Genomic DNA, 24918 nt, shown 5'->3' on the forward strand with positions numbered 1-24918 from the left:
CCGATCACAGGATTTCGACGCCGAAATGCGAAAGCATAAAACCTAGTTTGAACAGGGGTAACCCCACAATATTATAATAACATCCTTCTATTCTCTCTACAAGCAAAGCCCCTTTGCCCTGTATGCCGTAACCGCCGGCTTTATCCATGGGCTCTCCTGTTTTTAAATAGTTTTCAATTTCACGCGGAGAGAGCTTTTTAAACTTCACCCGGCTTTCCTCGTAATCCGAAATTTTTCGCCCCGAAGCAGTATCTATAACGGCAATACCGGTATAAACACTATGCCACCTGCCACTCAACCGGGTGAGCATCTCCCTCGCGTTGTTTTCGTCCTCCGGTTTTCCCAGTATAATGTCGTCCACCACGACTATGGTGTCGGCCCCTATAACAATGCCTTCGCCTGCGCGCAGAGCCACATCCGCCGCCTTCTGATCGGCAAGGCGGACAGCCGCAAGTTCCGGTGGGCCTGAAGGTAGGAAGGCCTCGTCGATGCCGCTGGGAATCACTTTAAAATCAAGCCCCAACTGCGCCAGGAGTTCCCGCCGCCTTGGTGAAGCCGAGGCCAGGATTAACTTTTGAGCCATCTTTATCCCCCATTACATCCTCTGGTATAAAAGGGCTCCGAGTAATACCCCAAGGGCTCCCGCCAGGTTAAGGTTCAAATAAAAGCCGAAGGAAAAGCCGGCTATACCCATGTCGAAACTGGACATATTCAAGCCCAGCTTCGGACCGTATGAAAGAAGGGGAACCACGTTTTTCAGGGCCTCGCCCACGGCGCTCCCCACAATCGCCCCGGCAAACAACAGTGTGATCAGCAGCGCCGTACTGCGGGTGCGCTTCTTCATGGCTTCATCTCCTTTTTCCCGGTAGTTTCCAGCCGGCTTAGGTTGACCGCCAGGTTATCCCTGGTAAAAACGGCCGCGAATCCGGTAAAAATACCGGTCAGCAGGCCGACCACCATAAGGAAAGGCAGGTAGGAATACAGCCCGAAAGTAGAGAGAACCAAACTCGCTACCGTCACCTGGGCGATGTTGTGAGTTACTCCTCCGATGATACTAATCCCAACGAGGCTGAAAATGTTTTTAAAATACCTGTAAGCCATCCCCATCATGAGGGTGCTGGAAACAGCTCCCGACAGGCTGTAAAGCAGGCTTGACATGGAGCCGCCCATCAGGGCGCCTATAAGGCACCGCAGGATGTTTACCTGCAGGCCTTCTTTCGTGCCGTAAAGGGCTATCGCCAGAAGAGATATGATGTTGGCAAGGCCCAGCTTGGCCCCGGGAACGGGAAAAGGCACAGGTATCAGGTTCTCCACCAGGTGAAGAGCTACGCCGCAGGCCACAAGCAGCGACATATATATCATTTTCCTGTTTCCAGCCATAGCACATCATCCTCAATAAAAGCCGTCCTCAGAAGCTCACCCCATCCAGTTCGCCCGACGACCTGTCGCTTTCTATCTTAACCACAACCCGGTTCGGAAGGCATACAAGCATCTGCCCGGGGCGGGACGCCCATCCCTGCCTTACGCAGTCCTTATCGGGACAGTCGGCGGAGACAACCCTGACCCTGTCCCTATCAATTTCTAAGATGAGTTCTCCCTGCACTCCCGGCACCTTCAGCTGAAGTTTCGGTCCATCGCTGCCTAGGGAGATCTTCTGATACTGCCTGCCGTCTACCTCTATCACAGCATAAGTCCTGCCGCCGCTGAACCCGTAAATCTGAAAACCGGTAAAAATCGCGACGGCAAACAGCAGTATTGATGCAATTAAAATTTTGTCCCCTCTTTTTAGCATAAAAATCGCCTTCCCCTAACATTATTTAGTGTACCATTTTATTTGGGTCAAGACAAGTGGAAAATCCCTCTACCCAGAAGACAAAAAAAAGATTTTATGGGGCCTCTTTCAGACCGAGGCCGGCATAAAATCTTTTAAGCATGGATTGAAAAAATATTTTTTACCTACCTCTGCACCTCGTAACCGGCATCTTCAATAGCTCCGGTGATCTGTTCAAGCGACACTTTAGAGGGGTCGAAGGACACATCCACCTTGCCTTCCTCAACCCTTACATCCACCTTCTCAATGCCCGGCAGGGCCTTTACAGCGGATTCTACCGAGTACTTGCAGTGCGAACACGACATGCCCGATACCTTTAGTGTAATATCCGATCTCCCCGGCCCGCGATTGCAGCAGCGAGGCATCTTCATCCCTCCGAATAAATATAGTTTTCATAAACTGAACTTCTTTTTTATTCTACCTTATTCTATCTTATTTTATAAAGCCAGTCAAGAAAAACGCGCGGGCTTTGTTAACTTCTATCATTTTATGGTTGACATTTCGCCCTGGTTGCCTTAAAATAGCACTTAACAATATTCAACTGTGAAAGGAGTCAGTTTATGAAGAAAAACCTCGCCGTCAGAGAAATGGCTTTCACAGCGCTATTTGCTTCGATAACAGCTCTTTTCAGCTACATAAGGATTCCTCTACCCTTTAGCCCCGTACCCATCACTTTGCAGACCCTTGCAGTCATGCTGGCGGGAAGTGTATTAACACCCAGGGCCGCATTTTCGAGCATGGCGGTGTTTCTCTTTATGGGAGCCATAGGATTACCCGTATTCGGCGGCGGTACCAGCGGCCCGGGAGTGCTATTCGGACCCACGGGAGGCTATCTCATGAGCTGGCCCGTAGCTGCTTATGTAATAGCTTTGATCCTAAAAAAAGTGAATCCCAATCTAACCACACTTATACTGGTCAATATCCTGGGTGGTGTAGTCATTGTATATGCTATAGGCGTTTCCTATCTGGCATATGTAACCAATATGACCTTAACCACCGCGATAACTGCCGGAGCGCTACCGTTCATACCGGGTGACCTTCTGAAAGCAATCGTCTCCTCGCTGCTGGCACTGTCGCTTAGAAAGGCCCTTCAGTGGAAAATATCCTATCCTGGCGCATAAAATCCAGTACAGCCCCTTTAAACGTAGAACCCTGTAAGGGGTTTTATTTTTTAAATTGACACAGTCGGTTTCGAGGTGTAAAATAATTAAAGTAGTAAAATCTTATCTGTATACAAGGGATTAAAACCTAGAGGAGGGGATTCCGTTGATCCTGCCCAAAGAACAGGTATACAGGTATCTCAGGCATATAATAATGCCCGAAATCAGCGGACCCGGCCAGAAAAAACTCATCGAATCCACAGGTCTTGTGGTTTCCTCGTCTCTGGAAAACGCTTCACCCCTGCTTTACTACCTCACGGCTTCGGGAATAGGGCGTATTTACGTTACTGCGGAAAAATTTAATCAAGGATTTTTGAGTTTAAAGGAGAACCTTGAGGATTTAAACCCGGACATAAAAATAGAGTTTTTAAATGATACAACCGCCTTACCAACCGGAGAAAAAATCGACTTCGCAGTTTTTATCAACAATTTTAAAGCCGTTAAACACTTAAAAGAAATTCCTGCGATTTTGGCGGCGACGCGGCCCTGGAAGGGGTATATAAGGACGGTAAAAAGGGCGGGCCTCCTTGACGACCCATTACCCGGAACGATGGAGGGCGAGTCAGAGCGCGGTTCGGCGGGAGTCGTCTTTTCCCGCTGCTTCGCCGGAACAATTTGCGCCATCGAAGCTGTAAAGCTGTGCCTGAATATAGGCCGTCTGCTCGAAGCTCCCCTTTACTTTGACCTTTACAGTATGGAGTTTAAAACCGGCGAATTTATAAACGAGTTCGCGAAAGATGATACCCGGGAAGATCCAGCGGAAAGAGAAAGGCTCTCACGCTCCAAAGTACTTATAGTCGGCACCGGAGGTCTCGGGTCTCCGGCGGCATTGGCTCTTACCCTGGCTGGGGTGGGAACCATAGGGCTCGTAGACAGCGACGCCGTGGAAATAAGCAATTTAAACAGGCAGATTCTTCATTCCACTTCCCGGGTCGGCATGCTCAAAGTTGAATCAGCAGAAGCATTTTTGAAAAAAATAAACCCTGAAGTGAACGTCGTAAAATACCCCACCCGATTCGACAGGGAAAACGCTCTGGAAATAATCAGAGACTACGACGTGATTATAGACGGCGTAGACAACCTTCCTACCCGCTATCTTTTAAACGACGCATGCGTCCTGGCCGGAAAACCGCTGGCCGAAGCCGGTGTGCTCCGGTTCGAAGGCCTGGGCATGACCGTCGTCCCCGGCGAAGGTCCCTGTTACCGCTGTGTTTTCCCCAAAATGCCCCCGCCAGGCAGCATCCCCTCCTGCTCCGAAACGGGCGTTCTCGGCCCAGTCCCCGGAGTTATGGGGTCCATAGAGGCGGCCGAAGCGGCCAAAATTCTGACCGGACACGGTAAACTTTTGAGCGGAAGACTTTTAATCTTTGATTCAATGGAACTGGATTTCAAGCTGCCCGACTTAAAAAGGGATCCGGGCTGTCCCGTGTGCGGCCGGAATCCATCAATAAGAGACCTCAGCGGTGAATACGAATTTATCTGCGAAAAAACCGAAAAGGATTGATGTTATGGAAAACAAAATCCCTCGTATAAAAGATTCCATTCTCGATCTGGTAGGTATGACCCCAATGGTCCAGCTGTCCAGGCTGTCACCCGAAGGCGGCGCCGTCATTGCGGCAAAGCTCGAGTTTTTTAATCCCGGAGGCAGCGTAAAGGACCGCATCGCCTACAACATGATCCTGGACGCCGAAAAGAAAGGGATCCTGAAGCCGGGTTCCACTATAGTGGAACCCACCAGCGGAAACACCGGCATAGGCCTTGCCATAGTATGTGCCGTAAAAGGGTACCGGCTGATACTGGTCATGCCGGCTTCAATGAGCGTGGAGCGGCGGAAACTTTTAAAAGCTTACGGAGCCGAATTCGTGCTGACTCCGCCGGAATTGGGCATGAGGGGTGCCGTTGAAAAAGCTCTCGAGCTCGTGAAGGAAAATGAGGACTACTTCATGCCCCAGCAGTTTGAAAATCCGGCCAATCCGGAAATTCACGAAAAAACCACGGCTGTTGAAATACTGGAGCAGACCGGAGGCAAACTCGACGCCTTTGTGGCCGGGGTCGGCACCGGCGGAACGATAACCGGAGTCGCCAGGGTATTGAAGAAGGAAATGCCTCACGTCAAAATAGTGGCCGTGGAGCCGGCAGCGTCCCCCGTGCTGTCCGGCGGTAAGCCGGGTCTTCATAAAATCCAGGGTATCGGTGCCGGCTTTATACCAAGAGTGCTGGACCTCAATTTGATAGATGAAATAATAACAGTAAGCAACGACGACGCTTATTCTACAGCACGAGAACTTTCCACAAAAGAGGGAATCCTCGCCGGGATATCTTCCGGAGCCGCGGTTTTCGCCGCCCGGAAGGTGGCAAGAACCTTAAAACCCGGCAACCTGGTGGTAACGGTGCTCCCGGATACGGGAGAGCGTTACTTGAGTGTGGAGGGATTGTTCCCTTCAGAATGAAAATTGTTCAGCAAAAAAAGAGGGTTTATCCCTCTTTTTTTTTTTAATTTTTTTGCTCCGAAAGTATTTGCCCGGGCACCAGGAGGAACACGGAAATAATAAGAGCGATCAGGCTCAGCGAGCCCGCTGCCAGCACCACCGTTAAAATGCCGTATCTTTCGGAAAACGCGTAAACGGGAGGGCCTACCGCCACTCCAAAAAACCTGAGGCTGCCGTAAAGGCATGTAATTATACCCCTTCGCTTAACACTGCACGAACCCGTTACCAGTGCATTTACGGGAGTCATTATAAGGCCGACGCCGGCCCCCAGAATTAAGACCGACAGAAAAAGCGGCCAGAACTCCTTGACCAGCGCAAACATGACGTGCCCGGATACTATCAATATAAGCCCCACCAGTATAAATGTCTTTAAACCTTTGTTTTTCCGCTTTTCAAGCAGTATACCCAGCGCAAAGGAAAGCGAAGCCATTACGAGCACCGGACCCGAAATTATCAGACCTTTTTTAAAACCTACCGCGTCAAAATTCGTTTCGAGTATATCCGAGTAAAGTGAAAGAATCCCAAAAAGCGAGAATAAAGCCGCCATCCCGGCAAAAAAACTGGTCAGCAGCCCGGCAGCTTTTTTCTCAAAGATGGCCTTCAGCGAATTTGTGTAGTTTTCGAGGGATTGCTTTTTGAATTCAGTTTTTTCCTTAACAAAAATATAAAGGATAATACCGGCCGGTATGGCCAGGATACCGTAGGCAAAAAAGGGAAAGTACCAGATAATCAGTGCAAGGCTGGCCCCGAGTATGGGACTTACCACCTTGCCCAGCCCGTTGGACGCTTCCAGCAGGCCGAGAGCCTTGCTCCGCTCTTCAGAACTGAAGGTATCACCGACTATGGCCATGGCCAACTGGTAGGTACCCCCGGCACCCACTCCCTGAATTATCCTGCCTGTCAGGATTCCCCAATAAGGATCTTTCAGAAAAACCGAACTCAGCCCTGCCACTATCCCGCCGACACCGTATATTATCAGCGCAGGAGCCATCACTTTTTTACGGCCTATCTGGTCGGAAAGGACCCCCGCAAAGGGAATCACAAGGCCTGCAGGTATAGAAAAGGCCGTTATGAAAAGGCCCACCTGAAACTGGTTTATACCTACGGCTTTTTTTATCGCCGGTAACACCGGAATTAACATAGAATTACCCAGAACCATTATAAACGGAACGAGACATAAGAGGACAAGCTGTATACCGGTACTTTTTTTCACTTCCCCTCACACCCTTTCAAAATAAACGCCCCTTTATTATCAAAATTAATCCGGGGCTGTCAGTATTATTCTCTCCGGTAAATTTTCCGTGAAAACCTTCCTGAATAATAGTATTGATAAAAAGTGAGACTGTTATTATTATTTGTGGTAACCCGTTTAATATTGCCTACATATACTGGTATTGAGAATAACGATAAGGAGGGATTTGAATGAGCGATATAAGCGGAGGCGGCTTCTTCGGCGATAAATTCCGCGACCGTCGGGCTTTTATCGTATTTCTGATATTAATACTCCTGCTGCTGAGCGACTGGTGTTAAAATAAGGTATTAAAGCCGTGCTTTTCGCACGGCTTTTTAATATTTTAATATGGAACTGAAAAAACCCGGTTTTCATAGTATATTACAGAGATATCTTAACGAATTGATAAATTCTCCCTGGGGGGTAGTAATAAATGACCAGATCCGAAAGTATGTCAAAAGGCCACGATGGCATGAGGCTTGCCGAGGCTTATATCCCCATGCAGACGTTCGGTGAAACTTTCGACCCGAGAACAGCACTTATGTACGGAACCATATTCCCCGAATTATACAGGCCGTATCGTCCTAAACACGGAAAACCTCATAAGTAAGAATATCTCGGTGGGGTGATTTACGAATGCATGATTACGCATCGATGGTTGAAATGTTAAGAGAGATCCAGGCGTTGGAGTTTGCAGTTTATGACCTGGCCCTTTTCCTGGACACCCATCCCTGCGATAAGAGGGCCCTGGAAGACCACACCAAGCTGGTCCACAGGTTAAACCAGTTGAGAAAGGTCTTTGAGGATAGATACGGGCCGCTTCGCCTCGACTCCCAATCCCCTTATCCCTACCGCTACATCAACGACCCGTGGCCCTGGGAAATCCACTATTAAGCGGGAGGTGGCAAAAGTGTGGTTCTATGAGAAAAAACTTCAGTACCCTGCTAATGTAAGGGGCTGCGATTTGGGCATGGCAAAATACCTTTTTGCACAGTACGGCGGCCCGGACAGCGAACTTTCCGCTGCGGTGAGATATCTCACCCAGCGCTATACGATGCCGATACCTCAGGCCAAAGCACTCCTGACCGACATCGGAACCGAGGAAATGGCTCACTGGGAAATTATCGGTACGCTTATATATAAACTGACCGACGGCGCCACACCCGAGCAGATGAGGCAAGCCGGACTGGGGGATCATTTCGCACAACACGATAACGCTCTCTACCCCCACGACGCCGCCGGAGTACCCTGGACCGCAGCATACATCCAGGCTACCGGCGATCCAATAACCGACCTCCACGAAAATATGGCAGCCGAACAGAAAGCCCGTACCACATACGAACATCTTATTTCCCTCACCGATGACGACGGAGTAATAGCAACACTCTCCTTTCTGAGAGAACGGGAGGTAGTCCACTTCCAGAGGTTCGGCGAGGCATTGATGCTGGTCAGGGAACACTATCAGCATAAACACATTTTTTACTAGCAGTCACTTGTACATGAAATGACCTCTTTTACCAGAAAGAGGTCATTTTTTTAATGCCTATCTCGTTATCAGTTTTGAATTCAGGAGATAGTTGTGAAACAGGAATTCTCCCACCAGTATGGTGAAACCGTAAATCAGGAGAGTCATGGGGGTTGTGGCAAATTCCGGCACCAGCTGGTCCACGACCAGCGCCGTCAGTACCCCCAAAAGGCCGTCCCCCACCGAAGCTACCGTGTTACCGTATCTCGGCAACACAAAAAGGTCCCCCAAGACCAGGTTGATCACCGTAGTTGCAATTCCCAGGGCAATAATGTAAGTAAAGGGGTTCCTCCCTATGATCCCGAAGGCCGCCCATGCAAGCACCAGATTCATGGCCAGCTTGAAAAGTAACGCAAAAACGAATTTATTGTTCATATTCATACCTCCCGTTCCTATTTTATCCAGTCGGGATTCCGGATATACAGACCATTGATCTCTTCAATAGGATGGGTTGAATAGTGACAGGCACACGAAAAAGAGCCTCTTTTTTTGATTGGAGAGGCTCTTTTACACGCCGAAAAAAAACTTTTATAACTTACAGCTTCGATACAATATATCATTTTTTATTCTTAATACTCACCGGACGTTTTTCTTGATCGCGATGCAGCTCACAGCAATCCATCTTTTTACCCCTGAATGTTTTTTCATTGGCTTTGGCTAAATTCTCCAGAAACCTGCTGAGCCATCCAGCCATTATAACACCCCCTCACATTAAGGTATACCGATCCGGTCAGGAAAACGCACCGGACTCAAAATCCCGATAGAACTCACAACCCCGTATCGACTTAAAATGTCCTCAGTTTGTAGAATTTCAGGGTTTAAATTTCCTCAGCCTCAGGGCGTTGGTTACCACTGAAACCGAGCTGAAGGCCATGGCGGCTCCTGCTATGGCGGGGCTTAGATACCCGAGAGCGGCAAACGGGATACCGAGGGTATTATATACAAACGCCCAGAAGAGGTTTTGTTTTATGTTTCCCATGGTGGCTCGGCTGAGTTTTATGGCAGTTACTATACCCTTTAGATCTCCGCTCATGAGCGTTATATCCGCCGCCTCGATAGCCACATCGGTGCCGGTGCCGATGGCTATTCCGACGTCGGCTGCCGCCAGTGCAGGCGCGTCGTTGATGCCGTCTCCAACCATGGCGGTGATTTTACCCTGCTTCTTCAGCTTTTCAACCTCTTCAGCTTTATGCTCGGGAAGCACCTCGGCCAGGACATTTTCTATTCCCACCTGCCGGGCTATGGCCCCGGCGGTGCGCTCGTTGTCGCCGGTTATCATCCAGACTTCGATACCCATTTTCTTCAGCTCGTCGATAACTTCTCCTGAGTTTTCCTTGACGGTATCGGCCACCGCCACAATACCTTCAAGAACTCCATCCATAGCCATAATCATCGCAGTCTTACCTTCATTTTCAAGCTTCGTCAGCAGGTCCTCTACACTTTCCATAGGAATATTTTTGTCTTTTATGAGCCTTCGGTTGCCCAGGTAAACTTCCCTGCCTCTGATTTTTGCATATATGCCGTGGCCGGGTATGGCCTGGAAACTTTCGGGATCGGGAAGTTCAAGCCCTTTTTCTCTGGCTTTATTAACGATGGCCTCACCCAGAGGATGCTCGGAATTTTTTTCCGCTACAGCCGCAAAATTGAGGATTTCCTCTTCCCCTAAATTCCCAGTCGAAATAATATCGGTGACTTCCGGATTTCCTTTTGTTATGGTTCCCGTCTTGTCGAGCACGATCGCCCTGATCCTATGGGCCCTCTCGAGGTGTTCTCCGCCCTTGATAAGCACCCCGTACTCGGCGCCCTTGCCCGTCCCCACCATTACCGAGGTGGGCGTGGCCAGACCCAGAGCACACGGACACGCTATCACCAGCACCGCTACCGCGTTTATGAGTCCTGCCGTAAAGTTGTCAAACACAAAATACCAGACCGCAAAAGTTACGAGAGCGATGGCGATGACCACAGGAACGAAGACACCCGATATCTGGTCAGCCAGCTTTTGAATCGGCGCCTTCGACCCCTGGGCTTCCTCCACCAGTTTCACGATCTGGGCAAGTACGGTATCCTTGCCGACTTTTGTAGCTTTAAACTTGAAGGTACCCGTCTTGTTGATGGTAGCACCTATTACTTCGTCCCCCACTCTTTTTTCTACAGGGATGCTTTCACCGGTGAGCATGGATTCATCCACAGAAGAATAACCTTCAATGATAACACCGTCCACCGGTATCTTCTCACCGGGCCTAACCACCACGATGTCCCCTACTTCCACCTGTTCCACGGGTATCTCCATTTCTTTGCCGCTTCTTATCACCCGGGCGGTCTTGGCCTGCAGGCCCAGTAATTTTCTTATAGCTTCCGACGTCCTGCCTTTGGCTACGGCCTCCAGGTACTTGCCCAGGGTAATGAGAGTGATGATAACCGCGGATGCTTCAAAGTAAAGGTAGTCGTGAATCATTTCCATGGGAATGGTAAACACATTATATAAACTGTAAAAATACGCGGCAGTGGTACCCATGGCTATCAGCACATCCATGTTGGCGGAGCCGTTCTTCAAAGTATGATAAGCTCCACGGTAATACCTGTAACCTATTATAAACTGCACGGGGGTGGCAAGACCTACTTGAAACCACGGATTGTCAAGGATACCTCCATGCCAGCCCATGACCCTGAAAATCATCGTCAGGATCAGGGGTGTCGTGAGGATGGCCGAAATTACCACCAGCCTGCCTAAAGACCGAATCTCCCTCTCTCTTTCCTGTTTTTCCCTGTCCACATCCATTTCGGTCTTTTCGTAAGCGTCGTAGCCCATGTCCCGGATAACTTTAATGAGGTTTTTTACATCGGTCAAACTGCTTAAATACTCGACCGTGGCAGTCTCCGCGGCGAAATTCACCGATGCTTTCAAAACTCCCGGAGCCCGGGATAGGGCCTTTTCAATGCGGGCGGCGCAAGAGGCGCAGGTCATATTCTTCAGCCCCAGCTCCACCTTGTCCGGTAAGATGTCATAGCCGAGATCCCTTATTTTCTGCACAAAATCCGCCACGGAAACCTCTTTGGGATCATAGGTGATGCTGGCCTTTTCAGCCGCAAAGTTTATATTTACTTCCTGCACACCAGGCATCCTTGAAAGTACTTTTTCAATTCGGGCGGCGCAGGAAGCACAGGTCATCCCTTTTATAGTTAGCGCTATATTTTGCGCTGCTTTCCCAATAGCTTCCGGCATATTTTATTCCCTCCAAACTGCCTTTAATAATATACCCCATGGGGGTATCCTGATTCCATTATATTCTTCAGTGAATAAAATGTCAACATTTATTTATAGTATCTGCTGATTAAAGAAAGTAATGCTCCCGTCACATCCATATATCCCGGATGAAGAAAGTTAATAGAAAATAAGCAGTAGCGCTTAATAACAGAGAATAAGTAAAACCGAAAAGCCCCGCAATTCCAATAGCTAAGGTAGAACCCAACAATGAAGCAACGCCGTTTATCCCCCACATCAACGGTATTAATGAAGGTTTCCCCAACTGATGGACCCTTTCTATTCCCGCCGGGAAGAAACTGCCCATAGCAGAACCGATGGGGATCAAGATTAAAGCCATAATTGCTAGCTTAAAATAGAAGGATTCTCCTAGAAAATTTGGAAACACCGCTCGGTACAGGATCACCATCATGACTATTCCGAAGGCCAAAGCAACGGGCAAATCCTTTTTCAAGCCTTTAAACCTTTTGCCCGCTAAACTCCCCAAGCTACATGCTACTACCAGGATGCTAACCGTTGCCAGAAACGACGTAGAGGGATGGCCTAATAAAAGGATATTTTTTTGCACCAGGGATATTTCCAGAGCCATGAAACCGATACCTATCAAGAAAAAATAATTGGTAAGGCTTCTCTCTTGCCTGTCCATATTTTTGTAATGAGGCGCGAAATATACTAATAAAACGTAAATAACCAAAAACAGCACTGCCCTAACGGAATTCGGAAGACCGTAAGAGAAGTGGTAAAAAAACGGTCTATCGTCGGTGGTCGGCCTGGTATCAACACTGCTGAATTTTACAATATCACCGATTCCCGTAAATTCTGCCAAAGGAAACTTGTCCCCCTCATAACTCCATGGAATAAATACAGGCTCAAGGGAGTATTTCAATGCCGTTTTCAGGTACTGTGCGCCTTGTTCCGGAGTAAAGGGTTTTTTTCGGATTACAATTGAAGGGTAATGAAAGTGCTTACCGTCATTATCGTGATCCTCAAATCGCTTGGACACTATGCCGATGTGGCGGATCGCGTCCCGGTATGGGATACCAAGGCTCTCGAAAACCGCCAGTGCAGTTGTAACGATTCGCGTCATATCCCTCTCGTCGTGAGCCGCAAAAACCAGCTGCCCGTCCTCCGTCAGGTGCTCAAAGTACTTCAAAATAGCTTCTTTGGTATAAATATAGTTTTCCGTAAGGGCAAGGCCGCCTGATCCGGCGGCTTCTGTCATCACCAGTGACATGAAAATAGTATCGTATTTTTCCTTCGCTTGCTCGACAAAGTTTCTCCCATCCCCGACGAACGTCTTAACCTGGGGAAGATTATAAATATCGCCTGTGAAAGGAGCAAATTTTTTAGCCGCCTGAATACTGCTTTTATTGATCTCTACGGCTGTTATGTCCTCACTGCCGGCCAAGAGGGCGAGGAGGATATCCTTGCCGCCACCGGGGCCTATGACCAAAGTTTTGGGCTGTTTTTGCAGCGTAAAGGGCAGGAAGCCGGGGGTACTTTTGAGCCAAGACATTGAATCCGGGTTCCCGTCAAATCTGTACATTTCTGAAGCGGCACCCCCGTCCATAAAAATAATTTTGCTTTCGGCATCCCCCGTGTCGACGACATCGGTTCTCGAAAAGGAATCCCACTTGGTATACTCTATTGTGGTTTTTTCGTCTTTTTCTATACCGTAAAGCTTCAGCTTCCTTATTGCTAAAAGTTCGCCGAAATGCCGCTCGAAGTCAGTCAGATTTAATGTCGATACAGAAACAGTCGCTGCGACCAGTAATGCCGATAAAAGGAATACTTTTAGATTTTTATATGTATAGGAGAACAGCATCTGGATAATAAAAAGAGCCATACATAAGAATAATAAGGATATTATCATGCCGTAATTATCGAGAATTAAAAAAGTCAGCAATCCAAAGGCAATCGCACCTATTAAATCGGTAAAATAAAGCGTGCGTGCGTAATGCGACATGCGAACATAAATAGTAGCCATCATGGCTCCTCCGACGGCAAAAGGGATAATACTTAAAAACATATATAACATGGGAAAGAAGTTAAATAAGTTGATGTAAAGGGGCAGTATGATCGCCCCATAGGCTAGTAATAAAAGCCATTGGAGCCGTATCAGAGAAATGGAGTTTAACTTATCTTGATTATCGACCAGCCTGCGCTGAATCCATAGAGCACCCAGCCCTAGACCGAGGACAGCCGTTGAAATTATGATAAACGCAAAATGATACCAAACAAGATACGAAAAAATCCGCGTAAAAAGAAATTCCAGGGAAAATAAAAAGCCAGAAAGCATAAAAGTCGCCAAGAAAAGTGGTAAATGCGTTTCCATCGCCGACCCCCCACATAAAATTTCATGAAAAGGAACTGCACTCATACCCCTTATGGGTATATATTTTATAAAATTATACTATCCTTTGTCAATCAAAACGCCAGAGCCTCAGAACTTTTGATTTCGGGGATCTTTTTAACAGGATATTGACACATAAAGACAAAAATGATAAAGTAATAAAAGACGTTATACCCCATAGGGGTATATTTACTCGTGAAGGAGGTGAAAATATGGCTATCGATCCGGTATGCGGTATGAAGGTAAATGAAAATGACGCTTTTGCCACATCTACTTACAATGGCCAAACCTACTATTTCTGTTCCAAACACTGTCAAATAGCTTTTGATAAAAATCCTGAAAAATATCTAAAAAACAAAGAAGATAAAGGTCATCATCACTGTTGTTAGTTTTAATGAAAATTGATGTCAATAGGCGGAATGCTAAATATACACAAACGACCGGCTGTGTTATGAGCGAAATTTTATGGCGAATAGTTTGCCATTGATAAACTTTATTCCTGATAAAATAAGCACCGATTCTAAGGTGCTTATTTTTTAACCCCAAAAATGCAATGTTAAACGTAGCGTACACATTACACTTAAAACAAAGTAGTACAATTCTAACACGTTTACAAATAATACCTAAGGATGTAAAAAATATACGGAGGTGTTCGATGTGCCTACTATCGATTCTACAGTCGAGAAATACCAAAGATGTATCGAACTTTGCAATAGCTACATGAAAGCATGCGAGGAATGTGTGAACTCCTGCCTGAAAGAACCCGATGTAGCCGCTAGAATAAAATGTGTCCAAATGCTTCGCGATTGTGCCGACATCTGTTCTTTAGCTTCCCAGTTCATGGCAAGGAATAGTGCTTTCGCAAAACAAATCTGCTCTCTATGTGCAGACATCTGCGAAGCCTGCGCCAGAGAGTGCGAAATGTTTAAAGACGCGCACTGTCAGCAGTGTGCTGATATCTGCCGCCGATGTGCTCAGGAATGCAGATATATGGCGAATATGTGATAACAAAGAGGCGCCCCGACAAGGGCGTCTCTTTAATCGTTCTCCATAAAATCAGGTCCTGTTCAGATCTTCCTTTATCTTTTCAAATTCCTCTTTTGTTATTTCTCCCGCGGCATAGCGCTTTTTGAGGATGTCCAGCGGCGTTTCGGTGAAATTTCGCCTTTCCGATGACCCATTGATGGGAATTAACTTTATCAATCTGAATATAAAATATATCACTGCCGCACAGAACAATACCCACAAAAACATCCCCAGATACATTATCATACTTCCATCGTAACCCCAGCCGGGGTAAAACCAGTGCATCATTTATACTACCTCGCTTCCGTTCGGGATGGAGCAAAAAGTTTTAAGATATAAATGAAGTACGTTTTGACTCAGGATTATTATTCCCTAATATACATGATAAATATGTTGTGGAGTTATTTAAGCCAATCCCAGGGATTTACGTGTTTTCCCTCTTTATCACGCCAAAATCCAGGTGTGAGCCCGAACTTAATCCCTCTTAAGCGCATAATCTCCTCCTGCTTTCTTATCAGACATTAAGAAAACGGAGGCTCACCAGCCTCTATATTTTTTCTACCCTCTGAAAGAATTGGCGCATTCCTCGCTGCAAAAATAATAAGTTTTTCCGTTTATCTGCCTGGTGATGGCGTTCTTTTTCGATACTCTCATGCCGCAAACAGGGTCTACGGCATATTCGCCATTACCATCTGTTCTATAATGGTCATGACCACCGGCATAATGACCTCCGTGCCCGCCATGGCCTCCGCAGCACCCGCCCCTTCTCATCATCAAAAAAAGCAAACCCGCCCCGATCAACAGCAATATAATATCCGAAAAATCCACATTAATCTCTCCTTTCACTTTTCACGATGCATTTTTCGTCAACTCCCTGGCACTCATAAAACGGCTAACCAAAGAGCCGCCCAATATAAGCATCAAACTAACCCATTGGGCGATGGACAAGGGAGCAATCATTATGCTCTCCCTGAAAAATTCTATAAAGAACCGGTAAACGGAATACATCAGCACGAAATTCAAAAACAGTTCCCCATCGTATCGAATCGTTTTCCGGCGCATCCAGAGAATATAAAAGATAATTAAGGCGGATAATGCGGAATAAAACTGTACCGGATGCCTGGGTATCCCGTCCACCGTCACAGCCCATGGTACTTTTGCAGCCCTTCCATAGATATCGCATCCTATACGTCCTATGGAATATCCGAGAGCCAGGCCAGGAGAAACCACGTCCGACAGCTTAAAAAAGGACACCTTTTTGTACCGGGCGTATATTATCCCAGCCAGCAACCCACCGAGTACTGCTCCGTGAAAAGAAAGCCCCCCTTCGGATATATGCCATATCATGCTCGGATTTTTTATATAATAAGGTAAATTCAGCAGCACGAAAAGGAGCCTGGCGCCCACAAATCCTGCAATGACTATTACCTGGACAAAGGTTATTATTTCGTCTTCTTTTATTCCCTTTCTACGGGCCTCTCTCATAGCTATATATAACCCCGCCAGAAGGCCCAGAGCTGTAAAAAATCCCAATTTATAGATGTTAAAGGGACCTATCCTGAAAAGTACTCCCATTTATCTCCTCTCTTTTCACATGCCGATGGGCAATTTGTACGGTAAAATCTCGTACAAAATCCTCGTTATCTTTGTAAAGTTACCGGTAAATATAGCGATTCCCAAAACTACCATTGTAATCCCCAGTATTATCTGCGGAGTTCTGGTCCTCATAAAAGCCTTCAATTTATCAAAGTACTTTTCAAAAGCCAGAGCCAGGACAAGATATGGTATTGCAAGTCCTATGGAAAAGATAAACATCAGCATCATTCCCTGGCCGGCGGCGGTCATAGTTCCCGCCAGCATCAGAAACGAATAAAGAGTTGGCCCTATACAGTGGGAACAGGCTACGGCAAAAAATATTCCTACCAGGAATGCCCGCAAATAGCCCAGGGGTGGTAGTTTCAGGTTTAAGAGTTTGGGGTTAATATAAAAGGACGGCATATTCGTCGAGCCGAGCATTTTAAGACCCACTAAAACTATAAACGCTCCGCCCAAAATATTTAAGGCTCTTATATTTTCCTTTATCAAACTCCCGATTTTGCCCGATGCTCCACCGGCGAGGGTGAATACAAGCGTAAAGGCGGCTACAAAAAAGAGGGTGTTTGTTAATATTTTTTTCCTCATATGCCTAGGTTGAACCGATTTTAGTTCTTCTACGCTCATCCCGGTAATAATAGAAAAATACACGGTCACCATGGGAATAAGGCACGGGGAAAAGAAGGATAAAAGTCCTCCCAGAAAGGACAGGCCGTATAAAGCAATCAGCGAACTCATGTGGTACTCTACCTTCCCCAGTCTATTTTATCCCACCGGTACTTCCTGTCTGGGACTGCAGCAATACCCCTGAGGTTCAACTCAATATAATCGGTATTTTTGTCAAAGATGCCGTTGTTTTTAACCCTTAAAATTCCGCTCCGGTGATGTCCGTCGTCTTGGATAGGCTCCCATATAAATCCATCTTCTACGGTTGTCTTGCCGTTAGTCAGGACTGCCAGCTTTTCAATTTCGTAAGAAGTCAGATCTACGGTGTGAGTATTTAAAGCGACGTAAAATAGAAGATCCTTCTCATCGGGTTTCAGTATGTTCAGGAAAGCCACATCGACGGTCACGGCGCCTCCTTCGGTGCGCCGGGTTATGGTAAAGAGCTGACTCTCGGATATACCCTCCAACGGATTTTCTTCGGGTTTAGATTCGGTTAATTCTTCGGGCGAGGGTTTTGATTCGGTTAATCCATTTTTAATATAAAAAAAAGCTAATGCCGCAAGAATCACAGCTAAGACCACTAGCCAGGTGCCGTATTTACGCATCTTCCTTCAGCCCCCCACTTTATCCCTGTTTGATTTTCCGCCCTCGTGACACGAACGGTTATGCCCGCCGAGGATGCCCATCATCATGAGTACGTGCATCAGCGGACACAGCAATATAAGTGCATAACTGAAAATATTTCCGGATGCGCCGAACTTCCTTGCTAGAAGTGCAATCGCCACAAGCATAAAAACGCAGCATAACGACATCAATAAAGTGTGAACCAGACCTCGGCTATTTTTGCTCACATAATCACCTACTCATTATATACCCCAACGGGGTAAGGGTTATTTTCTGTTTTTATTTTAATCTATACAAATTATAAAGTCAATCGCTTTCATTGGATTTTCATAAATTCCTCACAAATTGGCGGACTGTTGTATTGCACCTAGAATATCTTCCTTTAAGTCCTCTACATTCTCTATACCCACGGAAAGCCGCACCAGGCTGTTTTTTATACCCCGTTTTACGCGCTCCTCCTCGGGTATGGAAGCATGGGTCATGAGGGAAGGTATACTAATAAGGCTCTCGACAGCTCCCAGACTTTCTGCCAGGGTTATAAGCTTCAATTTGCGCACCATCCGTTCGGCCAGTTTTCCCGACTCCATCTCGAAAGAAATCATGCCGCCGAACCCACCGGCCTGATTTTTGTGAATTTCATGGCCCGGATGCTCGCGAAGGCCCGGGTAATAAACTTTTTTCACTTGCGGTAGGGTACCAAGCCAGCGGGCTAGTTCGTTTGCATTATGTTCGTGGCGCTCCATCCGGATTCCCAATGTCTTTATACCCCTCATCAACAGCCACGAATCGAAGGGTCCCAAAATGCCGCCGGTGGAATTCTGGATGAAGTGAAGCTTTTCAGCCAGAATACGGTCTTTCACCGCTACGAGGCCTGCCACTACGTCGCTGTGCCCGCCAAAATATTTTGTGGCGCTGTGGACCACGATATCGGCCCCTAGCGCCAGCGGCTTCTGCCAGTAGGGGGTCATGAAGGTATTGTCAACGATCAGTAGAAGCTCTCGGGATCTGCATAAGCGGGCCACCGCTTTTATGTCGGTTATCCTGAGCAGGGGATTTGTTGGCGTTTCCACAAATACAGCCCGGGTATTCTTTTTGATAGCTTTTTCTATATTTGATACATCCGAGGTATCCACGTAGGAAACCTCAAGGCCCGATCTGGAAAAGACTTTGCTCAACACCCGGTAGGTCCCTCCGTAGACGTCCTCCGAGACCACCAGGTGATCTCCTGCGGAAAAAAGCGAGAGTACCGCCGAAATGGCGGCCATTCCTGAAGAAAAGGCAAATCCCCTTACACCTTCCTCCAGGCTCGCTATTATGTTTTCCAGAGCCTCTCGGGTCGGATTTCCGGTGCGGGAATACTCGTACCCCATGTGTACCCCCGGACCTTCCTGCCTGTAAGTTGAGGTCTGATAAATCGGATAGCTCACAGCCCCGGTCCTTTCATCCATTTCGAAACCCGTATGAAGAACTTTTGTATCGGGCTTCACGGTTAAATTCCCCCCTCGTAAATTTTCTTGCTCAGGTACCTCTCGCTGCCATCGGGAAAGATCGTAACGATATTAGCTGGACCTTTTATTTTTTTCGCGATCTGATATGCCGCAAAAAAGGCTGCCCCCGAGGAACTGCCCACCAGCACTCCCTCCCTCCGGGCAAGTTCCCTCACCATTTCAAAAGCATCTTCGTCCATTACGGTGACCACTTCATCTATTAAGCTCACATCCAGCGTTTTCGGTATAAATTCAACACCGATTCCCTCGGTCTTATGCGGTCCTTTCGGACCTCCGCCGAGGATCGAACCCTCGGGCTCTACAGCTACGGCTTTTACCGCCGGGTTTTTCTCTTTGAGATATCGTGCTACACCAGAAAAGGTGCCGCCGCTCCCTACCCCGGCCACGAAATAGTCTATCTCCCCTCCCAGTTGCTCGTAAATTTCCGGACCCGTTGTTTTGAAGTGAGCCATGGGGTTTGCCAGGTTTTCGAATTGGTTTGGTATAAAGGCCCCGTCTATTTGCCGACCCAGTTCCATGGCTTTCTCAATGGCGCCTTCCATGCCCGCCTCAGTAGGTGTGTGAACAATTTCCGCCCCCAGGGCTTTCATAAGCTCCTGCTTTTCCACGGAGAATTTTTTCGGCACCACTAATATAACCCTGTAGCCCCTTCCTAGTGCGGCCATTGCAAGACCAATACCGGTGTTACCTGCCGTAGGTTCTATTATTGTGCCCCCGGGTTTTAAAATCCCCGCCTTTTCAGCTTCATCCAGCATGAAAATGCCTATCCGGTCCTTCACACTTCCCCCCGGGTTAAAATACTCCAGCTTGGCGTATATGTTAACCCCTTCCGGCATGGGAAAGCGGGTTATTTTCAAGATCGGAGTATTGCCTATAAGCTGTTTTATATCATCGACTACCGGTCCTGCCATTTTCCTTGCCTCCCCTATTATCCAATTTTTCGAAGGCGCCGTGCCCAACGGCCAGGAAGGTCATTATATTTTCGAGAGGTGTATCCGGCGATATCTCGCAGCCGGGCATCAACAAGAACTTGCGGTTTACAACTTTATCCAGACACTCCAGAGCCTTCCTTTCGACTTCCTCCCTGCTCCCGTATTCCATTACCTCCGATGGGTCCACATTGCCGGCAAGGCAAATCTTCTCGCCTAAAATTTCTCCTGCTTTTTCTAAATCCACCTTGTGGTCGACCGACACTATATCCGGGTCGATTTCCCTGATAAAGTCAAGGCGATCAATGGTATCCCCGCAGATATGGAGTAAAACGGGAATTCCAAGCTCCTTGATCTCCGTCACGGCCTTTTTTAGGTATGGGTAAGCGTATTTTTCGAAATGTTTCCGGGAAATAAGGTCACCGGAAGCCGTAGGATCGGAAATATAGATCATTTCCACGCCGTTTTTTATAAAGGGAAGCCCGTACTCCAGGAATATTTCCATAGAGATTTCAAGAAGCTCGAATACAAATCTTTCGTCCCTATACAAAAGCCTCATGAAATTTTCAGGCCCCACCATCTGGGCAGCCTGGGTAAAAGGAGCCCTTATATTTACAGCCACCATTGTCTTATCCTTTAAGGCCCGGGTTAACTCTGCCGACGCCTGCCAGAGTTTTTTCACCCTCATATCACCGGTTATTTTCTTAAGGTCTAGATTTTTAAGTTCTTCCCTACTTCTAACGAGAGGCATTTCAGCAAATGGAGGTCCCTTTTCGGGAAATTTATACATTGCCCCCAGTACCATCAAAGGTACACTGGTAAGGCCTGCCAGAAAGAAAAATATATCCGAATCGATTTTTTGCACTTCTTCAGCGATAACGGACAGCAGCCCTTCAGGGTCTTCCAGAAACTTTTCTATGGTATATCCTCTCCGGTTTAAAGCCCAGAACTCGGTGGCGAAAACGGAACAAGCCCGAACCGGTTCACCTTTCAAAATCTTTAAAACCCGCTGTTTTCCTTCCATCACCTATCTCCTTCCGGAAATTTCAAACTTTCCGCAAACAAGCGGTCAAAACCTTCCATTGTAGAAAGCTCCAGGTACCTCACCATTCCCGCTATATTCTCGGCTTCTTTTCTCTTCGCTCCGGAAAGCAGGCACATCGTAGCTCCGGCTATAGAGGTATTTCCCGCGAATGTGAGGCGTTCTGTCCATTCCCCGGCTATCATACCTATCCTCGAAAGGCTTTCAGGGCGCAAGTGTGCTCCGAAAGCCCCTGCCACGTAGACCCGGCGTACATCTTTTGGAGAAATTCCTTTTTCCCTGAGCAAAGCCCTGATACCGGCCCAGATGGCCCCTTTAGCCAGCTGCACCTGGCGGATATCTCGGGATGTTATAAAAACATCGTCCTCCTGTTCCCCGCCGTAGGCTATGACAAAAGCGGTTGATCTTTCTTTTTCAACCAGGCGGGCCGCCAGGTTCGGGCTGGCGATTTGCCGCGCTTTATCGGGGAATACCATTCTGCCGCTGGGCTCTACAAAACCTATCTTCAAAAGCTCCGCCACCAGGTCCACTATGCCGCTGCCGCATACTCCCTTGGGCTTGTCATCGCCTATCGTCCTGATAAATACATCTTCGCTTATTCTGACCTCTTCGACGGCACCATCGGCTGCTCTCATACCGCAGCTGATGTTGACACCCTCCAGGGCCGGTCCTGCAGCGCATGAGCATGCAACCATTTCCCGACCGTCAAAAAAGACTATCTCCCCGTTGGTACCTATGTCTATGAACAGCGCGGTATCATCTTTCTTGTAAAACCCGGTGGCAAGAATCCCGGCAACTATATCCCCGCCCACATACCCGGAAATTGCGGGCAGGCAGTAAACCCTACCGAAGGGAGAGATAGAGATTCCCAACTCTTGCGCTTTTATGTCGATACCTCTTTTGAGCACCGGGTTATACGGGGCGGAACCTATGGATTCGGGATTTATGCCAAGAAACAGGTGGGTCATAGTGGTGTTTGCGGCAACCGTCATTTCGTAGATATCTTTTTTGTCGATACCCGCCTTCTTAACGGCTTTTTCGAGAAGGCCGTTTATAGAATCCACTATGGATTTTTGAAGTTCTAAGAGAAACTGCCCCCCCTTTTTCGCATGGGAAATGCGGGACAGTACATCCTGACCGAATTCTTTCTGTGGGTTTAAGGCGGAAACCACCGCCTCTTCCCTTCCGGTTACCATATTTACTAAAGACAGCACCACTGTCGTTGTACCTATATCGAGGGCGGCTCCGTAAAATTTGCCGGTTGTATCGCCACTTTCAATGCCAATAATCTTATCATTTTTGATTACCGCCGTTCCCTCTCCGGGCAGACCCCGGGATATGGACCGGAGTATCTCCAGCCTGCACTCCGGGTCTGGAGGACAGCCAACCGCCATGGTCAGCCGCTCTTCCAAAGACAGGGCATCCTTCGAATCCCTTACGAAAAACCGCCGCTTTTTTAACGGCGGATCCATGGTAAAGCTGCCCATGATACCCCGTTCCAACACTCTAGCTTCCTCATTTTTGAATACCACTTCTATTTCCATATCGGTGGCCACCGTATAAAGACAGGCCAGGCGAACGCCTTCCTTTAATTCTCTTTCCGGGATTAGCTTTATCTCTTCCTCTTTTGGGGGCTGGACCTCAGATGTTATTTTTACCCTGCATTTGCCGCAGGCGCCGCAGCCTCCGCAGGGAAAATCCATTTTTATTCCGGCTCTTCGCAACACTTCCATCAGATTTTCTCCGGTTTTAGCCTTTATTATCCTGCCGTCAGGCCATAAAGTTATCGTGACTTCTGACATTTTCTCCCTCCCAAAACTGGTGAAAATACCGGTACAGGGCAACCAAATTTTCAAAGGAATCCGGGGTAACGCCGCCGTCGCTGGAGAATATATAACCGCTTTCTGCAAAAAGTTCCATGACACTCCTTAGGTTTGCCAACACGGATTTTGCGTTATTGGCTTTAAAATGGAGATTAAAATTGCCCATAAAGGCTGCTCTGCCGTGGATAATCTCTTTTATCTCCTTCAGAGCTTCAAAGTCCAAACCGTCAAATCCGTGAAGGACGTCTACTTCCAGGTCCAGCAAATCCGGCAGAATGGGTTTTATTAATCCGTCCGAGTGAAAAAAAACCGGTTTCCCCAGCTTTTTTATAATATTTACAAGCACTTTAAGTTCGGGAAATATAAATTCCCTTAAAGCTTGAGGCGAAAATAAAGGCCCGTTTTTTCCTGCCAAGTCATCTAGAATAAATATACCGTCTACCTCAAATTCCGCCAGCCGCTCTAAAAGGGATTCGCGCCTTTTTCTTATCTCTTTAAGGAACCGGCGGTACTTTTCCGGCTCCTTTTTAATCATCCGGGCGGCCACTTCAAGGGTGAGTTCTGCGACGCTCTGCCAGAATACTCCCGGTATACCTGCTATTACGAAATAATCCGATCCTTGAAAATACCTCAGTTCATCAAAACCGGAAGATAGTCCCTCATTTCCCGAAAAATCGGGATTTAGATGCACCACCACCAGGTCGGCCCCGAGGAGCCGGAGAAGTCTCATTTTGTCTTCCTGTGATAAGCCTGAGAGCGTCATCTCACCGCAGGGGGGTCTGTCCAGAATTCTTCCTTCAAGCGCGGCCGTTACCCTGTCCTTTCTTTTCAATCAATCCCTCTCTCCCTTCGCCGCTCGAACCATGGCCCGTATGTTTTTGAGAGGTGTCCTCGGGCTTATGCCGCAAGCAGGGGCTAGTATCCCGGCACCCTGTTTAATGGAGGTCGCCGCAGCTATCGCCACCTTTTCCGGAGTCCCCTTTTCAAGCAGGAAGGTGCTCACGTTGCCCATAATGACCTTTTCGGGAAGGCTTTCCTTCACCTTTCGAAGGCCGGTAAGAGCATCGATGCTGATAACGGGCGATTTCAATTTACCGAGTTCACCCAGCACCGATCCCAGCCTGCCGCAGATGTGCACCATGGCATATCCTGAAGAAGCCTCCACCGCATCTGTTATTTTGTTGATATACGGTACGGCCACTTTCGAAAAAGCCCAGGGCCCCAGGATCTCACCGGTACCGCTAGGATCGGCTATGTTGATTATATCCGCTCCTGCTTTCAGCATGGCCCTGGCGAAAAATATCAGGTTGTCGGTGACAAAATCGAGAAACCTCAAAGCAATGTCAGGCTTTCTCCTTAGGGCTCTGTAAAAATCCATAGGCTCGATAAGGGAAGTGGCAAGGCTTATGGGGCCGGTGATATTCCCAATAACCGGGGTCTCGGGGCATTTTTCTTTCAATATCCTTATTGCCTCCAGAACGATCGAAACCCGGTAGTGGTCTTCGGTGATTGATGGGAGATTTTCCCACTCTTTAACTCTTTTCAGCGGGTATTCCACCACTCGTGGTTCGGTAGACTCGGTGCCTATAAAGACTCCGGCGCCAAGGGCCTCGGCCTCTACTGTCATACAAAAAGGCACGCCCACATTTTCAATTCCCCCCAGGTGCTTCACGCCCAGAGAAAGCATGGCCATATCTTTCGGGTCGAGATGGGCCCTTGGCCAAGTGCGCCCTGTGGCCGTCATTACCTCCCGAACCGCCATATTCATCATACCCCCGGGGCATATCACAGGCACCCGGTCTACCGGTTTGCCTTCCAGCACGTTTATAAGCCTCGTCTTTTCGCTGTTAGTCATC

Annotated in this window: 30 protein-coding genes; 8 read left to right on the forward strand and 22 right to left on the reverse strand. The window is 47.7% G+C overall.

Annotation, left to right across the window (positions count from 1 at the left end; translation table 11 throughout):
• Positions 1-4: 4 nt before the first annotated feature.
• The 5 genes from LZ11_RS02980 to copZ all read right to left on the reverse strand — a co-directional run bounded on the left by LZ11_RS02980 (position 5) and on the right by copZ (position 2196).
• Complete coding sequence (locus LZ11_RS02980; protein ID WP_148866423.1) at positions 5-583, reverse strand: Maf family protein; 579 nt, start codon at positions 581-583, stop codon at positions 5-7.
• Between the two features lie 12 nt (positions 584-595).
• Positions 596-844, reverse strand: coding sequence for a DUF4321 domain-containing protein (locus LZ11_RS02985; protein WP_148866424.1), 249 nt, complete (start codon positions 842-844; stop codon positions 596-598).
• On the reverse strand, positions 841-1380 hold the full coding sequence (locus tag LZ11_RS02990) for a Gx transporter family protein (protein ID WP_148866425.1): 540 nt from the start codon (positions 1378-1380) through the stop codon (positions 841-843). Before LZ11_RS02990 ends, LZ11_RS02985 begins: the two co-directional genes overlap by 4 nt.
• Before the next feature lie 28 nt (positions 1381-1408).
• Positions 1409-1792 (reverse strand): NusG domain II-containing protein, encoded by a 384-nt coding sequence (locus LZ11_RS02995; RefSeq protein WP_148866426.1) that lies wholly within the window; start codon positions 1790-1792, stop codon positions 1409-1411.
• 164 nt (positions 1793-1956) lie between these two features.
• Complete coding sequence (gene copZ, locus LZ11_RS03000) at positions 1957-2196, reverse strand: copper chaperone CopZ (protein WP_148866427.1); 240 nt, start codon at positions 2194-2196, stop codon at positions 1957-1959.
• 195 nt (positions 2197-2391) lie between these two features.
• Here copZ and LZ11_RS03005 point away from each other — a divergent pair, with 195 nt between their 5' ends.
• From LZ11_RS03005 to cysK (LZ11_RS03015), 3 genes are all read left to right on the forward strand, one after another.
• The gene (locus tag LZ11_RS03005) at positions 2392-2952 is read left to right on the forward strand and encodes a biotin transporter BioY (protein ID WP_148866428.1); all 561 of its coding nucleotides are present in this window, start codon (positions 2392-2394) and stop codon (positions 2950-2952) included.
• A 145-nt stretch (positions 2953-3097) separates the two neighbouring features.
• Positions 3098-4495 (forward strand): HesA/MoeB/ThiF family protein, encoded by a 1398-nt coding sequence (locus LZ11_RS12505; protein WP_222927167.1) that lies wholly within the window; start codon positions 3098-3100, stop codon positions 4493-4495.
• A 4-nt stretch (positions 4496-4499) separates the two neighbouring features.
• The gene (gene cysK, locus LZ11_RS03015) at positions 4500-5441 is read left to right on the forward strand and encodes a cysteine synthase A (protein ID WP_148866429.1); all 942 of its coding nucleotides are present in this window, start codon (positions 4500-4502) and stop codon (positions 5439-5441) included.
• 43 nt (positions 5442-5484) lie between these two features.
• Here the strand turns inward: cysK (LZ11_RS03015) and LZ11_RS03020 are convergent, their stop codons facing one another.
• Entirely contained in the window at positions 5485-6693 is a 1209-nt protein-coding gene (locus LZ11_RS03020) for an MFS transporter (RefSeq protein ID WP_148866430.1), read from the reverse strand.
• Positions 6694-7144: 451 nt separating this feature from the next.
• On the opposite strand from LZ11_RS03020, the gene LZ11_RS03025 reads away from it, so the two are divergent.
• The 3 genes from LZ11_RS03025 to LZ11_RS03035 are packed head-to-tail and all read left to right on the forward strand — an operon-like array spanning position 7145 to position 8197.
• Positions 7145-7321: a spore coat associated protein CotJA gene (locus tag LZ11_RS03025; RefSeq protein ID WP_148866431.1), complete on the forward strand. Its 177-nt coding sequence runs from the start codon at positions 7145-7147 to the stop codon at positions 7319-7321.
• 26 nt (positions 7322-7347) lie between these two features.
• Complete coding sequence (locus tag LZ11_RS03030; RefSeq protein ID WP_148866432.1) at positions 7348-7605, forward strand: spore coat protein CotJB; 258 nt, start codon at positions 7348-7350, stop codon at positions 7603-7605.
• A 16-nt stretch (positions 7606-7621) separates the two neighbouring features.
• Positions 7622-8197, forward strand: coding sequence for a manganese catalase family protein (locus LZ11_RS03035; RefSeq protein WP_148866433.1), 576 nt, complete (start codon positions 7622-7624; stop codon positions 8195-8197).
• A 57-nt stretch (positions 8198-8254) separates the two neighbouring features.
• Here LZ11_RS03035 and LZ11_RS03040 read toward each other — a convergent pair whose 3' ends face one another.
• The 4 genes from LZ11_RS03040 to LZ11_RS03050 all read right to left on the reverse strand — a co-directional run bounded on the left by LZ11_RS03040 (position 8255) and on the right by LZ11_RS03050 (position 13485).
• Positions 8255-8611 carry a DUF2512 family protein gene (locus LZ11_RS03040; RefSeq protein WP_170240265.1) on the reverse strand — a complete coding sequence of 119 codons (357 nt, stop codon included), beginning with the start codon at positions 8609-8611 and terminating at the stop codon, positions 8255-8257.
• A 181-nt stretch (positions 8612-8792) separates the two neighbouring features.
• The gene (locus tag LZ11_RS12320; protein WP_170240266.1) at positions 8793-8930 is read right to left on the reverse strand and encodes an LDCC motif putative metal-binding protein; all 138 of its coding nucleotides are present in this window, start codon (positions 8928-8930) and stop codon (positions 8793-8795) included.
• A gap of 117 nt (positions 8931-9047) precedes the next feature.
• Complete coding sequence (locus tag LZ11_RS03045) at positions 9048-11459, reverse strand: heavy metal translocating P-type ATPase (RefSeq protein WP_148866435.1); 2412 nt, start codon at positions 11457-11459, stop codon at positions 9048-9050.
• Between the two features lie 130 nt (positions 11460-11589).
• On the reverse strand, positions 11590-13485 hold the full coding sequence (locus tag LZ11_RS03050) for a spermine/spermidine synthase domain-containing protein (protein ID WP_170240267.1): 1896 nt from the start codon (positions 13483-13485) through the stop codon (positions 11590-11592).
• Positions 13486-14063: 578 nt separating this feature from the next.
• Here LZ11_RS03050 and LZ11_RS03055 point away from each other — a divergent pair.
• Both LZ11_RS03055 and LZ11_RS13215 read left to right on the forward strand, forming a co-directional pair.
• A complete protein-coding gene (locus tag LZ11_RS03055; RefSeq protein ID WP_148866437.1) occupies positions 14064-14240 on the forward strand; it encodes a YHS domain-containing protein in 177 nt (58 codons plus the stop codon).
• Positions 14241-14508: 268 nt separating this feature from the next.
• Entirely contained in the window at positions 14509-14856 is a 348-nt protein-coding gene (locus tag LZ11_RS13215; RefSeq protein ID WP_170240268.1) for a four-helix bundle copper-binding protein, read from the forward strand.
• A 51-nt stretch (positions 14857-14907) separates the two neighbouring features.
• On the opposite strand, the gene LZ11_RS03065 is transcribed toward LZ11_RS13215, so the two are convergent.
• From LZ11_RS03065 to LZ11_RS03120, 12 genes are all read right to left on the reverse strand, one after another.
• Positions 14908-15165, reverse strand: coding sequence for an SHOCT domain-containing protein (locus tag LZ11_RS03065; RefSeq protein ID WP_222927169.1), 258 nt, complete (start codon positions 15163-15165; stop codon positions 14908-14910).
• Positions 15166-15435: 270 nt separating this feature from the next.
• Positions 15436-15705 carry a YHS domain-containing protein gene (locus LZ11_RS03070; RefSeq protein ID WP_246110685.1) on the reverse strand — a complete coding sequence of 90 codons (270 nt, stop codon included), beginning with the start codon at positions 15703-15705 and terminating at the stop codon, positions 15436-15438.
• Positions 15706-15726: 21 nt separating this feature from the next.
• Positions 15727-16452 (reverse strand): prolipoprotein diacylglyceryl transferase, encoded by a 726-nt coding sequence (lgt, locus tag LZ11_RS03075; protein WP_148866438.1) that lies wholly within the window; start codon positions 16450-16452, stop codon positions 15727-15729.
• Positions 16453-16467: 15 nt separating this feature from the next.
• The gene (locus tag LZ11_RS03080; protein WP_148866439.1) at positions 16468-17208 is read right to left on the reverse strand and encodes a cytochrome c biogenesis CcdA family protein; all 741 of its coding nucleotides are present in this window, start codon (positions 17206-17208) and stop codon (positions 16468-16470) included.
• Positions 17209-17216: 8 nt separating this feature from the next.
• Positions 17217-17741: a hypothetical protein gene (locus LZ11_RS03085; RefSeq protein WP_148866440.1), complete on the reverse strand. Its 525-nt coding sequence runs from the start codon at positions 17739-17741 to the stop codon at positions 17217-17219.
• 6 nt (positions 17742-17747) lie between these two features.
• Entirely contained in the window at positions 17748-17987 is a 240-nt protein-coding gene (locus LZ11_RS03090; protein WP_148866441.1) for a DUF2933 domain-containing protein, read from the reverse strand.
• Between the two features lie 111 nt (positions 17988-18098).
• Positions 18099-19247 (reverse strand): bifunctional cystathionine gamma-lyase/homocysteine desulfhydrase, encoded by a 1149-nt coding sequence (locus LZ11_RS03095; RefSeq protein ID WP_148866442.1) that lies wholly within the window; start codon positions 19245-19247, stop codon positions 18099-18101.
• A 2-nt stretch (positions 19248-19249) separates the two neighbouring features.
• Positions 19250-20179, reverse strand: coding sequence for a cysteine synthase A (gene cysK, locus LZ11_RS03100; RefSeq protein WP_148866443.1), 930 nt, complete (start codon positions 20177-20179; stop codon positions 19250-19252).
• Positions 20157-21221, reverse strand: a complete 1065-nt coding sequence (locus LZ11_RS03105; RefSeq protein WP_246110691.1) for a uroporphyrinogen decarboxylase family protein — start codon at positions 21219-21221, stop codon at positions 20157-20159. Before LZ11_RS03105 ends, cysK (LZ11_RS03100) begins: the two co-directional genes overlap by 23 nt.
• Positions 21221-23041 (reverse strand): ASKHA domain-containing protein, encoded by a 1821-nt coding sequence (locus LZ11_RS03110; RefSeq protein WP_148866445.1) that lies wholly within the window; start codon positions 23039-23041, stop codon positions 21221-21223. The genes LZ11_RS03105 and LZ11_RS03110 overlap by 1 nt, the downstream gene beginning before the upstream one ends.
• A complete protein-coding gene (locus LZ11_RS03115) occupies positions 23010-23894 on the reverse strand; it encodes a uroporphyrinogen decarboxylase family protein (protein WP_148866446.1) in 885 nt (294 codons plus the stop codon). The genes LZ11_RS03110 and LZ11_RS03115 overlap by 32 nt, the downstream gene beginning before the upstream one ends.
• Entirely contained in the window at positions 23895-24917 is a 1023-nt protein-coding gene (locus LZ11_RS03120) for a methylcobamide:CoM methyltransferase MtbA (RefSeq protein WP_148866447.1), read from the reverse strand. It abuts the gene before it with no gap.
• Between the last annotated feature and the right edge of the window lies 1 nt (position 24918).

Source organism: Thermosediminibacter litoriperuensis (assembly GCF_008124715.1).
GTDB lineage: Bacteria > Bacillota > Thermosediminibacteria > Thermosediminibacterales > Thermosediminibacteraceae > Thermosediminibacter > Thermosediminibacter litoriperuensis.